Source organism: Lactobacillus melliventris (assembly GCF_013346935.1).
Lineage (GTDB): Bacteria > Bacillota > Bacilli > Lactobacillales > Lactobacillaceae > Lactobacillus.
This window is the reverse complement of sequence record NZ_JAAEEB010000001.1, coordinates 107563-121134: the sequence shown is the minus strand read 5'-3', so window position 1 is coordinate 121134 and position 13572 is coordinate 107563. Positions and strand designations below refer to the sequence as shown.

Annotated in this window: 9 protein-coding genes; 5 read left to right on the top strand and 4 right to left on the bottom strand. The window is 36.6% G+C overall.

The features are described from left to right. The first annotated feature begins 113 nt into the window (after nucleotides 1-113). From GYV61_RS00535 to pgmB, 3 genes are read left to right on the top strand one after another with little or no spacing between them, the layout of a single operon-like run. Entirely contained in the window at nucleotides 114-1817 is a 1704-nt protein-coding gene (locus GYV61_RS00535) for a glycoside hydrolase family 3 protein (RefSeq protein ID WP_174794378.1), read from the top strand. Between the two features lie 12 nt (nucleotides 1818-1829). Next, entirely contained in the window at nucleotides 1830-4649 is a 2820-nt protein-coding gene (locus GYV61_RS00530; RefSeq protein WP_174794377.1) for an alpha-L-rhamnosidase, read from the top strand. Next, nucleotides 4630-5298 (top strand): beta-phosphoglucomutase, encoded by a 669-nt coding sequence (gene pgmB, locus GYV61_RS00525; protein WP_174794376.1) that lies wholly within the window; start codon nucleotides 4630-4632, stop codon nucleotides 5296-5298. The genes GYV61_RS00530 and pgmB overlap by 20 nt, the downstream gene beginning before the upstream one ends. 105 nt (nucleotides 5299-5403) lie before the next feature. On the opposite strand, the gene GYV61_RS00520 is transcribed toward pgmB, so the two are convergent. The 4 genes from GYV61_RS00520 to GYV61_RS00505 form a co-directional block, all read right to left on the bottom strand. Beyond that, nucleotides 5404-6492, bottom strand: a complete 1089-nt coding sequence (locus tag GYV61_RS00520; protein WP_174794375.1) for a PTS sugar transporter subunit IIC — start codon at nucleotides 6490-6492, stop codon at nucleotides 5404-5406. 254 nt (nucleotides 6493-6746) lie between these two features. Further along, nucleotides 6747-8135 (bottom strand): MFS transporter, encoded by a 1389-nt coding sequence (locus GYV61_RS00515; protein ID WP_122037478.1) that lies wholly within the window; start codon nucleotides 8133-8135, stop codon nucleotides 6747-6749. A 143-nt stretch (nucleotides 8136-8278) separates the two neighbouring features. Next, nucleotides 8279-9628 carry a glucose-6-phosphate isomerase gene (locus GYV61_RS00510; RefSeq protein ID WP_174794374.1) on the bottom strand — a complete coding sequence of 450 codons (1350 nt, stop codon included), beginning with the start codon at nucleotides 9626-9628 and terminating at the stop codon, nucleotides 8279-8281. 79 nt (nucleotides 9629-9707) lie between these two features. Next, nucleotides 9708-10334: a VanZ family protein gene (locus tag GYV61_RS00505; protein ID WP_046324683.1), complete on the bottom strand. Its 627-nt coding sequence runs from the start codon at nucleotides 10332-10334 to the stop codon at nucleotides 9708-9710. 141 nt (nucleotides 10335-10475) lie between these two features. Between GYV61_RS00505 and GYV61_RS00500 the strand changes: the two genes are divergently transcribed. Together GYV61_RS00500 and GYV61_RS00495 are read left to right on the top strand one after the other, a co-directional pair. Then, on the top strand, nucleotides 10476-12677 hold the full coding sequence (locus GYV61_RS00500; RefSeq protein ID WP_174794373.1) for an LTA synthase family protein: 2202 nt from the start codon (nucleotides 10476-10478) through the stop codon (nucleotides 12675-12677). Between the two features lie 26 nt (nucleotides 12678-12703). After that, the gene (locus tag GYV61_RS00495; RefSeq protein WP_174794372.1) at nucleotides 12704-13570 is read left to right on the top strand and encodes an SPFH domain-containing protein; all 867 of its coding nucleotides are present in this window, start codon (nucleotides 12704-12706) and stop codon (nucleotides 13568-13570) included. The last annotated feature ends 2 nt before the right edge of the window (nucleotides 13571-13572 follow it).

The window sequence follows — 13572 nt, the reverse complement described above, 5'->3', positions numbered from 1 at the left end:
AAAGATTCTGTGAAATAAACAGTTTTATTATGTAATTTAACAATAGTTTACCTTTTTACATTAAGTTAAAATGAAGAACAAAGCAAGACATTTCAGAATTTGGGAGGAAAATAATGACAGATCTAACAAAAAAGCCTTATAACTTATCGAGCGCAGAAATTGATTTTATCAAAAACAAAGTGGCAAATATGCCACTTTCTGCTAAAATAGGACAGCTTTTCTTTGTAATTGGTGAGGATGAAGACAACACTGACTTAACAGAGTTTGTTAAAAAATATCAACCAGGTGGCATCATGTACCGGCCTGATAAAGCCCAAAAATTGCAACATGAAATAGCAGTATCTCAAAAAGCAAGTGCAACTCCCCTGTTCATTGCTGCTAATTTGGAAGCTGGCGGCAATGGTTTATTAACTGAAGGCACATGGTTTGGCAGACCCTTACAGGTTGCCGCTACGGATGACGAACAGAATGCATATAATTTGGGTGATGTATCAGGCTATGAAGCAAAACAAGTTGGCGGCAACATGTCTTTTGCACCAATTGTTGATTTAGACCAAAACTTCCGCAACCCGATCATGAATGTGCGCACATATGGTAGTAGCGAAGAGCGTGTTATCAGAATGTCTGATTCACAAATCAAAGGTCTTAAGGCTAATCATGTTATTCCTGTAGCTAAACACTTTCCTGGGGATGGCGTTGATGAACGCGACCAACACCTCTTGAGCTCAATTAACTCCCTACCCGCTGACAAATGGATGGAATCTTACGGGCAAATCTATCATCATTTAATTCAAAATGGTCTGCCTGCTGTCATGATTGCCCACATTATGCAACCAGCTTGGGAACGTCGCTTACAACCTGGTATTGAAGATAAGGATTTACGTCCTGCATCTACTTCCAAATTGCTAATTGATGGCCTTTTGCGCACTGTTTTGCATTTTAATGGTCTCACAATAACTGATGCCACACCAATGATCGGATACAATGCAATTTTGCCACGTTCAGAAGCCTTACCTGCAACCATTAATGCGGGTATCGACATGATCTTATTCAACAAGGATATCGATGAAGACTATCAATTTGTGACTGACGCAGTCAAAAGTGGCAAGATTTCTATGGCAAGAGTAGACGAAGCTGTTACCAGAATAATTGCAACTAAAATTGCACAAGGCGTAATGAATACAGAAAATAACCTTTGCGAACCCGCATCGCAAGAAATTAATTTAAAGTTAGCTGAACACGAAAAACTGGCCGCCAAAGTAGCACAAGAATCTGTTACTTTAGTTAAAGATCGTGACAAACTGCTACCGATTACACCAGAAAAATATCCTCGTGTTCGTTTAGTCGTTTTAGGTGATACAGACGATGGTGGTTTTAAGGAAGGCGGTAAAGTAACCGCAAAATTTAAAGAGAAACTGACAGAAAAAGGATTTAAAGTTACAGTTTTTGATCGGAAAAATCTTAATTTTAAAGAGGTTTTCGAAGGTGGAGTGCAATATGAAAAAGATCAATTTGACCTGGCATTTTACGTTGCTAACGTTGAAACGGCAAGTAATCAAACGACAACAAGACTTGATTGGATTCATCTAATGGCAGCAGACGCTCCGTGGTTTATGAAGGACATCCCTACTGTTTTTGTTTCCACTTGCAATCCCTATCACCTATTCGATATTCCAATGGTTTCAACTTATATTAATGCTTATACAGGCAATGATGTCACAATTGATGCTCTTCTGGAAAAAATGATGGGCAATGATAAATTTAGTGGACATAGTCCTGTTGATCCTTTCTGTGGCCGCTTTGAGACTCACTTATAAGGAGGCAGATCAATGTTAAAAATTAAAGATATTTTAGTCAATCATTATGCTGAGCCTCTTGGTTATGATTTAGACAACCATTTGAGAATTGAATTCAGCGCTGAAGCGAGTCAGATTTCAAGCAATATTCAAAAAAGAATAACAATTGATGCAAATGAACCAATTTTTGACAGTCAGTGGCAACAATATGATAACAATTACTTTGACTTTAAATTGGAGCTTAAACCGCGCACGAGATATGACGTTACTGTTTGGTTAAAAAGCGCTGATACTCAAACAAGCGCAAAAAGCTTCTTTGAAACTGGTAAGATGAATGAGCCTTTCACTGCCGAATGGATCGGTAATCAAGATAAAAACATTCAAAATACTCTTTTAAAGAAAGAATTTACTGTACCTAAGGAAGTTGTTAATGCACGTCTTTATATTAGCGGTTTAGGGGTTTACGAAGCTTATTTGAACAAGCAAAAAATTGGTGATGAGTTTCTTACCCCCGGCGTCACTGCATATGACAAGCTAGTACAAATTCAAACTTATGATGTTACCGCAATGCTGGCGGAAAAATCGCAGCAAGAACTTTTGATTTCCCTTGGTGATGGTTGGTACAAAGGCAACTTTGGCTTTGATGGTGGTAAAGATTGCATTTATGGCGACCAGCAAATGGCCATTGCTGAACTGCATATCGCATATGATGATGGTAGTAGTGAAGTGATAAACACAGACTCTTCTTGGAAAACTACTGCTGGAAAAATTACCAAATCAGCCATTTATTATGGTGAAGACTTTGACGCTAGCAAGAAAATAACTAATTGGCAACCGGTAATCGTATTACACCATACTAAAGAAATATTGCACGACCGTTTAAGCCTACCATTAAAAATAAAAGAATATTTACCTGTTAAAGAAATTATTCATACTCCTAAAGGTGAAACAGTTCTTGATTTCGGTCAAAATCAAGCTGGTTGGCCAGAATTTAAAAATCAGGAACCTTCAGGCAGCGAAATTGATTTACAAGTGGGCGAAATTCTGCAAGATGGTAACTTTTACCGGGATAATCTTCGAGAAGCTCGTGCTGCCTTTCATTATATTTCGAATGGTAAAAAAGAATGGATTAGACCACACTTCACCTACTACGGTTACCGCTATGTTAAAGTTTCCGGCAATTCAAAACCTTTAGGAAAAGATGATTTCAGGGCAGCGGTAATTTATTCCGATCTTGAAATTACTGGTGGTATAGAAACTACTAATACCAAAGTTAATCACCTGCTCCAGAATGTTTTGTGGAGTCAAAAAAGCAACTTCTTTGATGTCCCAACAGACTGTCCGCAACGAGACGAGCGTTTAGGCTGGTCCGGTGATGCCGACATCTTTGCCAGCACTGCCATTTTAAACATGAATGCTTACGCCTTTTTCAAAAAATATGCTAAAGATATGAAAATTGAACAGGCTGCACACAATGGAATGCTAACAATGTATGCTCCTGCAATGGGCAATAATAGTGGTGGCGCAGCAATTTGGGGAGATGCCGCAACCGTTATTCCTTGGACAGCATACCAAGCAACAGCTGATTCAGCTATTTTAAGACAAAATTATTCCAGTATGAAGTCCTGGGTAGATTGGATTGGTCAAGCAACCACTACCAAGAATCTTTGGACTGGTTGCTTTCAATTCGGTGATTGGCTGTCTTTAGATGGTGAAAACCCAGCGCTGCCTAGTGGAAAGACTGACGAAGATTATATTGCTTCAATTTATTACGCCTATTCCAGTTGGATTGTTGCTCAAACAGCTAAAATTTTAGGTAATGCCAGTGATGCTAAGAAATATGAACAACAAGCTCAAGCTATTAAAACAGCCATCAAAGACGAATTTATTACTAAAAATGGCCGGCTGGCAATTGACACACAAACTGCATACGCCCTAGCCCTTCATTTCGATTTAGTACCAGAAAAACAGAAAAAACGTGTAGTTAAAGATTTAGTTCAAAGGTTAAATAAGGATCACAACCATTTGCAAACTGGCTTTATTGGAACGCCTTTTATTTGTCAGGTTTTATCTGAAAATGGCGAACATAAATTAGCGACACAAATTTTTCTAAACGAAGATTTTCCAAGCTGGCTCTATGAAGTTAATTTGGGTGCCACTACTATTTGGGAACGTTGGAACTCCGTGCTGCCTGATGGCTCAATGAATCCTGAAGGAATGAATTCTCTTAACCACTATTCAATCGGTGCAATTATGCAATGGGTTTATCAACAAATTTTGGGATTAAGAAAGCAAACTTATGGTTACCAAAAGGTTCTTTTTGCGCCTCAATTTGATTATCGGTTTAAAAAGATTTCTGGTCACTACCACAGTTCATATGGTGACCTCAAAATGGCATACCAACTTGAAACTGATGCTCGGCACACTATCAAGGTCAACCTCAGCATTCCTTTTGGTCAAAAAGTAACCGTAAAATTACCTAGAGTGAAGAATAAAGTAGAACTTAATGGTCAGCCAGCATCGATGCCATTGGAATTAACTAATGGTGACTTTACAATCTCTTATGTACCTGAAAGAAGTTATATCGAATACTACAATATCAACATGCCTGCCAAACAACTAATGAAAGATTCAGAGCTTGTTAAACAATTAAAGTCAATTAATCCAGTCTTTGATTTTTTGCAAGATCCTGATAATCTCGCAAAATTTGGCGAAAATTCCCTTGTGAAGTTAAATAATTTGTTGCCATTTATTAATATCGCAGACGAAGATTTTACCCAAATTAATAAAATACTTGACACAACACCTGTAGCAAGTGAAAGGAAGTTTTTAAATGAAAGGCGTTCTCTTTGATTTAGATGGAGTCATCGCAGATACATCCATCTATCATTTCCAAGCATGGCGCAAATTAATTAAAAATCATTTCAATCTTGAGTTGCCGGATGAACTGGAAAAGCAAACTAAAGGCGTTAATCGCAGTGATTCTTTAAAAGCAATTTTAAACTTTTTAGCTATCTCCGTTTCAAAAGAACAGTTTAATGAAATGACTAATGAGAAGAATAATATTTTCCGCAATTTGCTGGCCAATTTAACACCCGCAAATATCTTGCCTGGAATTAATGAATTGATTTCTTCCTTTAAGAAGAATAATGTCAGACTTTCCTTGGCTTCGGCGAGTCTGAATGGCCCCTTTATTTTAGAAAAATTACAATTAACAGATGCATTCGATGCTATTGCCGATCCTAGTAAAGTAGCTGCTGGTAAACCTGCTCCAGATATCTTTATTGCTGCAGCCGCGGCCATAAAGCTCAAGCCACAAGACTGCGTTGGTATTGAGGACTCAATTGCTGGCATCACTGCAATTAATAAGTCAGGGGCATTATCCGTTGGTGTTGGCTCTAAGAAAGACCTCAAAGATGCTAAAGTCCTTTTCCCTAAAACAGCAGCTTTAAACTATAAGCAAATCGAAACTGCCTGGAAAAAATTTAGCTTAGAAAAATAATTAGAAAATAAAAGCTCGTGAATAAAATAATATTTTTTCACGAGTTTTTTGATGTTTAAAATAAATTGATGTAAGTAAGGATTGGTTTTTTAATGACAGAAATAATTATTCGCCTAAATAAGCAAAGGCAACTTTTTCATCATAAAGATGAAATACTTTTTCAAAAAGAAAGCGACAAATCATTGCTACTACAACCGGAAATACTATCCAGACAATTAGCGCCATTACAATATTAATGCTTGCTTTACCAGCGTCTAATGCGGCAAGGGGGCCAACTAAGCCAACAAGACCGAAACCAGCAGAAGCTGGTGTGCCACTAACATGGAATAAAGCTACTGGAATAGCAGAAAGAACTGCAGTAATTAAGGTTGGCAAAACGATAATTGGATATCTGAAAAGATTAGGCATCATCATTTTCATAGCTCCCAGTGCTATGGCGATGGTAACTCCAGATTTATTAGTGCGCCAAGAATGAACTACTAATACCAAAGTGGTTGCGGCCACTCCCATCGCAGCTGCTCCCGCGGAGATACCATTTAACTGAATAGCCATACCAATAGCAACAGTTGATATTGGCGAAATGATTAAGACTGCAAACATACAGGAAATTAAAATACACATTAATATTGGTTGCAGGTTAGTAAAGGAGTTAATTACAGTGCCCAGCCAAGTGGTAATTTTACTAACATAAGGCAAAATTAACATGCCAATTAGACCAGCTCCACCACCCACAAAAATCGGTGCGGCAACAATTTTGACAGAGCCAAAATGTTGTCCAACTAATAGCAAAAGTCCCACAGCTGTAGCAGCTGTAATCATCGTATTAATCAGATCGCCTGTTCCTGCAGATACAAAAACTCCTTGAGCTTTAGTGGCTGGGTTAACGATCTGTGGCACAAACTTGGTTACCCCAGAACCAACATATGCGGCAGCTCCTACAATAGCAACATCGAGTGGCTCCATTTTAAATTGAATCGCAATTAACGCACCAATCAATAGTGGCGTAGCACATTGAAAGATCAAAAGCGCTTGATTAATAGTTGCAGTCACCGGATTTTGTCCAAATAACTTTAAAATTGCGCTGACAACTGCATTGGGAATCAGCCCCACAATAATTCCAGTTGCGGTTCCGGCTAAAATCTTATTAAGAAAAGTTTTTACTGTTAGTTTATTGGTGTTGGTTGTATCAGCCATATTTATACTCCTTTAATTAAATAGTTCTTAAGTATGCTTTGTCAGCAAAATAATTTGTGACAAAATCGAAATATGCTGATTGCTAATTCGTCTCATTGCTTTTTCCTCCCTTAAAATTAATTATTAAGTATTTTATCATTTTATTTAAAAATGTACACTAAAATGTTAATTTATTTTAATGTTAATTATCTGGCAAAAAATAACTTCATTTATTGCAAATGAAGTTACAGCAATTAACGAAACTATTTAATTATTTATCTCATTTTTTGCTCAAGTCTAAACAAGTTTAAATAACTTAGTAAAATTATGACACTGACAAACGTCAAAAATAGAAAGGCTTCTTGACTTCCTTGAGCAGTGAGTGCAGCATAATTGCCCGGTCTTTTTTGCCAAGAAGAAATAATGGCAGCCATTACTGTAGTCCCCATTGAGCCAGCATATTGCTGGCCAGTTTGAAAGACTGCGGTAGCATCAGTATGCAATTCTTCTGGTTGCAGTTTTGAGGCCTCTGCCATTGTGTTGTTAAACGCCATTTGGCGACCAATAATCATAATTCCGTAAAAGACACCGACCATCACTGTACTAATTTTTAAGCTAAAAATCGCAAAAAGCAGACATGCTGTTAAACAAAATACTGTTCCGGTCAACAAAGGTAACGGTGCACCCTTTTTATCATAAATACGTCCAAACCACGGATTTAAAATACCACTAATAATACATCCCGGAAGTAAAACTAAACCACCAACAAGAGAACTAGCGTGATTAACAATCTGCACGTAGTTAGGAACGGCAAAACTAGTGCCAATATTAATAAACTGAAGTAACAGATAGGAAATCATGGCAAAAATAAAGGGCTTATTTTTGAAAATACTCAAGTTTATTAATTTCTTCTTACTTGAGCGTGAAAGTTTAATAAATACGTATACTAAAATCGCCACTACTACCATGCTGAGCCAAAAGCCGACATCTGTTAAACCATTACTAATGCGATTAAAGCCTAAGTTAAAAATAATCATTGCACTGGCAATAACGATATAGCTTAACCAGTCAAAGCTGGGATGCTTTTTTTCATGGTATTGCTCTACCACAAATAGGCCCAAGATCATGATGATTATTGCAATTATAGCTACAATTTCAAAAATTAGTGGCCAGCCAAAATAGTAAACCACAGTGCCACCAAAGGTTGGCCCCAAAGATGGTGCAAGTATAATAACTAAGCCAGTTAGTCCCATGTAAAAACCCCATTTTTCTTGCGGCATCAGTTCAACAACCATGTTGAACATTAATGGAATTGAAAGACCGGCACCGATTGACGAAATTAAGCGACCTGCCAGTAAGACCCCAAAATTAGTCGCAAAGCCCGCTACAACCGATCCGGCAATAAAAGCAATTGCAGCAGTTAAAAATAATTGTCTCGCGGAAAAACGATCATTCAAATATGAACTCGCAACCATAATTACAGAAATTGTCAGTAAGTACCCAGTTGTAGTCCACTGAACTAAACCCAAACCGATATGAAATTGTTTCATTAAAGTGGGAAAAGTAACATTTAAGCTAGTTTCAGTTAGTATTGAAACAAAAGCCATTAAAGCACAACTGATAATCGCCAAAACCCGTTTTGGTGTCTCTCTTTTTTCTTCCATATATTTCTCCTTAATAAAAAAGGGTTAAAAGTCATAAACTTTTACCCTTTCCATTATGATTAAATATCACTATATATGATGTACAGGTTAATCTCTATATATTTATGTTAGTCTTATTTAAAAGAAGTTGCAATAAATAAAAATTAGTTTTCCTGTTTAAATCTATTAGCTAGGTCATCGTGTAATTCTTCATAACCTGGTTTGTTAAGCAAACCAAACATATTACGCTTATATTCTTCAACGCCTGGCTGGTTGAATGGATTAATGCCATTGACATAACCAGAAACAGCAATAGCCAACTCAAAGAAGTAAATTAAGTAGCCTAAAGTATGTTCAGTTTGATCTGGAATGTTAACTGTCATTACCGGTACTCCACCATCTGTGTGAGCCAGAACAACACCCTCATAAGCACGTTCATTAACAAAGTTTAAACTCTTACCGGATAAAAAATTCAGCTGGTCTAAATTGCGATCATCAGAAGGAATTTCGACATCATTTGTGGGGTTTTCAACTCTAATAACAGTTTCAAAGAGGTTTCTTCTGCCTTCTTGAATATATTGTCCTAATGAATGAAGGTCGGTAGTAAAATTGGCGCTTGCTGGCCAAATACCTTTATTATCCTTACCTTCAGATTCACCCATTAATTGTTTGCACCATTCACTAAACATTCTTAAAGTTGGTTCGTAATTTTCAACTATTTCAGTAGTGTAACCCTTGCGATACAAAATATTACGCAATGCAGCATATTGATAAGGGGTTGCTTTACTCAAGTCTGTATTGGTGTAATCGGCTCTGGCATCAGCAGCACCTTTCATCAACTGATCAATATCAGCTCCAGAAACAGCTATTGGTAAAAGACCCACAGCCGACAAAACGCTGTAACGACCACCAATATCGTCCGGCACAACAAATTCTTCGTAGCCTTCAGCGTCTGCCTCAGTCTTCAATGCTCCCTTAGCCTTATCGGTGGTAGCAAAAATTCTGGTCTTAGCCTCTTCTTCACCATACTTTTTAATTAATTTATCTTTAAAAATGCGGAAAGCAACAGCTGGTTCAGTAGTTGTACCAGACTTAGAAATAATATTTACGCTAAAGTCCTTATCGCCAACCCACTCGATTAAGTCATGTAAGTATGAGCCGGACAATGAATTGCCGCAAAAAACAATAGTAGGATATTTTTCTTTACCCTTACCGTAAAACGCACCATTCAAAAATTCAACGGCAGCTTGAGCACCTAAGTAAGAACCACCTATTCCGATACATACCAATACTTCAGAATCACTTTGAATCTTTTTAGCGGCTTTTTTAATTCTGGCAAACTCATCTTGGTCATAATTAACTGGCAGATCAATCCAGCCTAGAAAATCATTGCCTGCACCTGTGCCATCTTTAAGCTCTTTAGCAGAAGCATCAACAATAGCCTGCATTTCACTTAGTTCATTTTTATGAACAAATGGGGTTAATTTGGTGCTATCAAATTTAATTAAACTCATATTTACGCTCTCCTTACTGAATTAAATACTTCTTTCACAAGAACATTTTAGCAATCTTATTTTATAAATGCCAGACCTTTTAGTTAGTTTTACGAGACTTTCTCCTGATTAACATAACCAATAAGTAACCAAAATAGCCAACCGCCGTGCCGCAACTATTAAAGAACACATCATCAATATCGGTCACTCCAGTTTCAAGCAAAAATTGCATCCCTTCAATGAAAACCGAAAAAATAATTCCGGCTAATAAAACCCGCCAGAACGTTTGCTTTTTGGGAAAAACAAATGGTGACAAAAAGCCAAAAGGTACAAAACAAAGAATGTTACCCAAAGAATTATAAAAAAAATCAAGCCTACTTTGAGCGTGATACATTTTCCACGTTTCCCTGAGAAAGACAAAATTAATTTCATTAAGAGGCCTGTGAAGGTTTAAGGTTAGATTCCAAGGAAAATACGTATTGCGAAAGGTCGTCAACATTAAAACTAATATCAAATAAAAAGCAAATAGCCATACTGCTGCTTCTGACTTTACAGTGCGTCTGCTTCTAATAGTCATCAGCCAAATTAAACGCATTACCATAAAAAATAAAAAGTAAAAAAGAGTTTTATCAAGTGCCAACATGATTAGCTTAATCAAAGCAAAATGATTTATTTTGGTCGCATAAAGTTGTGAAAGCTGGTTATATATTGGTCCTAAAAATATCATACTGGTTCAGTTCCTAAAATAGAGTTCATTTAAATTATACTCAAATTTCCTGTTTAATTATTAAAAAAGGTCTAACTATTTGGAAAAGATTGTCTAAAAGTCCAGAAACTTTTAAAATAGTCTGATAAGGGAGAGTTCATTTTGAATAAAAAAAATCTGACCAATTTCATTCAGACTCGTATAGGCTTTTTTTGCCTTCTGGTTGTTTTATTTACACTGAAATACATTTTTGCTGCCTATCATGATTTCAACTTGGGTATTTCCGACCCCTATCAACATTTTATAATGTGGCTGAGTCCGGTTGGCAGTGCTATTTTACTTATTAGCATTGGACTTTATTTTTCTAAGCCGCTTGTTTCTTATTGTGCCATGCTGCTGCTTGATTTTGCAAATTCAGGATTGTTATTTGCAAATATTCTTTATTACCGTCAATTCTCTGATTTTATCACCGTCAAGACCATAACTAATGCTGGAAAAGTCGCTCCTGGCTTAGGAAAAAGCGCTGTAGCACTACTTCAGCCTTCCGATCTATTATTGTGGCTTGATCTTATCGTTGTAGTTACACTATTAATCACTCACAAAATAAAAATTGATCAGAAATCTTTTGGCCTTCTTACCCCTTTTGCTGTTACTTCTGTCGGTAGTTTGGTTTTGGTACTAAATATTTTTCTGGCCGAATCATCCAGACCAAGGTTATTAGGGACAACTTTTGATCGTTCATACATTGTCAAGTACCTCGGTATTAATACTTATACTGTCTATGATGGTATTAAGAATGAACAAACGGAACAGGTAAATAGAAATGCCAATACTGCCGATTTAAACAAAATTTTGACTTATAACCAAAGAAATAAATTGCCCGCAAATCCAGAGTACTTCGGTAAAGAAAAGGGCAAAAATGTTATTATTATTCATCTTGAGAGCTTTCAACAATTTTTGATTGATCTGAAAATTAACGGAAAAGAGGTCACACCTTACCTCAATTCAATTTATCACGACAAACACACTTTGAGTTTTGCCAATTTTTACCATCAAGTCGGTATTGGTCGTACCAGTGATGCGGAGAACATGCTGGAAACTGGCACATACGGTATTTCTGATGGTTCTTTATTTACAGCGATGGGCAGTTCAAACACCTTTCAGGCTGCACCACAGATTTTACGTCAACACGGCAACTATACGTCAGCGGTATTTCATGGTAATGTAGGTTCTTTTTGGAATCGCGATGATGTTTATAAAAATCTTGGTTATAATTATTTCTTTGACCAAAATTACTTTAGCCATGATAAAAACGACCACATTGGCTACGGTATTAAAGACAAAATATTGTTTGCTGAAAGTATTAAATATTTAGAAAGAATGCAGCAACCTTTTTATACTAAATTCATCACCGTAACTAATCACACGCCGTTTGATATGGATGAAGAAGATCTGGATCCAACGTTTAAAACCAGTGATACTGCGGACAAGTCAATTAACAACTACTTTGAAACAGCCCATTATCTGGATCAATCTATTCGCGAATTTTTCGATTACTTAAAGAAATCCGGTTTAATCAAAAACACTATGGTAGTAATATACGGTGATCATTACGGCTTAACTAATTCGGAGAATGAAACTTTAGCACCGATTGTTGGTGAAAGCTCTGATACCTGGAATGCTTTCAATAACGTACAAATGCAACGCGTGCCTTTTATGATCCACGCACCCAATCTCAAAGGAAAAATTAAACACGAAGTCGCTGGTGAAATTGATGTTTTGCCAACAATACTTCATCTTTTAGGCATTTCTAACCGTAATTATATTCAATTTGGCCATGATCTGTTAGCTCCCAAATATCGTCCGTGGGTTGTTTTTAGGAATGGCACGATTGTCAGTCAAAAGTATGTCATTATCGGTGGTAAGGGTCTTAAGGGAGTAGTCTATGACCGTAAAAGCGGCAAGCAAATTATCAATTTTAATGAACAAGAAAAATATGAAATAAACAAGTTAGCAAAAGAAGGTAAAAAATCATTAAAATATTCAGATTTATTAAATAATCATAATTTATTGCGGTTTTACACTCCCAGCGGTTTTAAACCAGTTGACCCAAATGAGTTTGACTACTTAACTAATTTTAAACAAATGGAAGATATTAGACAGCAGTTAAACAATAAATCAACCGCGCTGATAAGTAAACACCGCAAATCTACTACCGGTTTGTATAAGACAGATGCCATCGAATTAAAGGGACGTGAGGAGGAAATTACTACCATTCCTGAATCTGTTTCTGGTAATCACTTAACTGAAAAGAAAAATAAATCTAGTAAAAAGAATAAAAAGTCATATAATAAAGAAAAATAAGAATTCGGAATCTTTGGAGGATTAAAATGCTTTATGTAGTGATTATTTTAGTTATTGTACTTTTATTACTCTCCTGCTGCCGTGTTGTACCTCAAAATAATGAAGGCTTAATAGAAACACTGGGAAAGTATTCCAGAACTGTAAAGGCTGGATTGGTACTGATTATTCCAGTAATTCAGAGATTACGTAAGGTCTCACTGGCAATGTTTCCCGCAGAAATCTCAAAATATTCAATTATTACTAAAGACAATGCAGAAATCACTACCAGTCTAACTCTAAATTATTTGGTAACAGATTCTTACAAGTATTTTTACAACAACACGGATTCGGTCAAATCTATGGTCGAACTCATTCGAGGACACTTGCGTGACATCATTGGAAGAATGGACTTAAACGACGCCTTAGGCTCAACTAGCAGCATTAACACTCAACTTTCAGAAGCTATTGGCGATTTAACAGACATTTATGGCATTCGGGTCGTTCGGGTCAATATTGATGAACTTTTACCTAGTCCAGAGATTCAAAGAGCAATGGATAAGCAGCTTACTGCAGACCGTGAAAAAATAGCAGCTATTGAAAAGGCGGAAGGTGAAGCTAAAAATATTGAATTAACTACCAAAGCTAAAAATGACGCTCTGATTGCTACAGCAAAGGCCAAAGCTGAAGCTGTTAAAACCGAAGCAGACGCAGAAGCGTATCGCATTAACCAGTTACAATTGACCTTAGCAAAAGCCAGTGATGGCTATTTTAAGAATCAAAGCTTAGACAGTTTCAATAATTTAGCTAAAGGTCCCAATAATCTAATTGTGGTAGGAAAAGATGAAATGACTAATCTTGGTTCAATTCCTGTAACTGCAAAAGTTTGGCACGAAACAAGTAAAAATGACAAATAAGT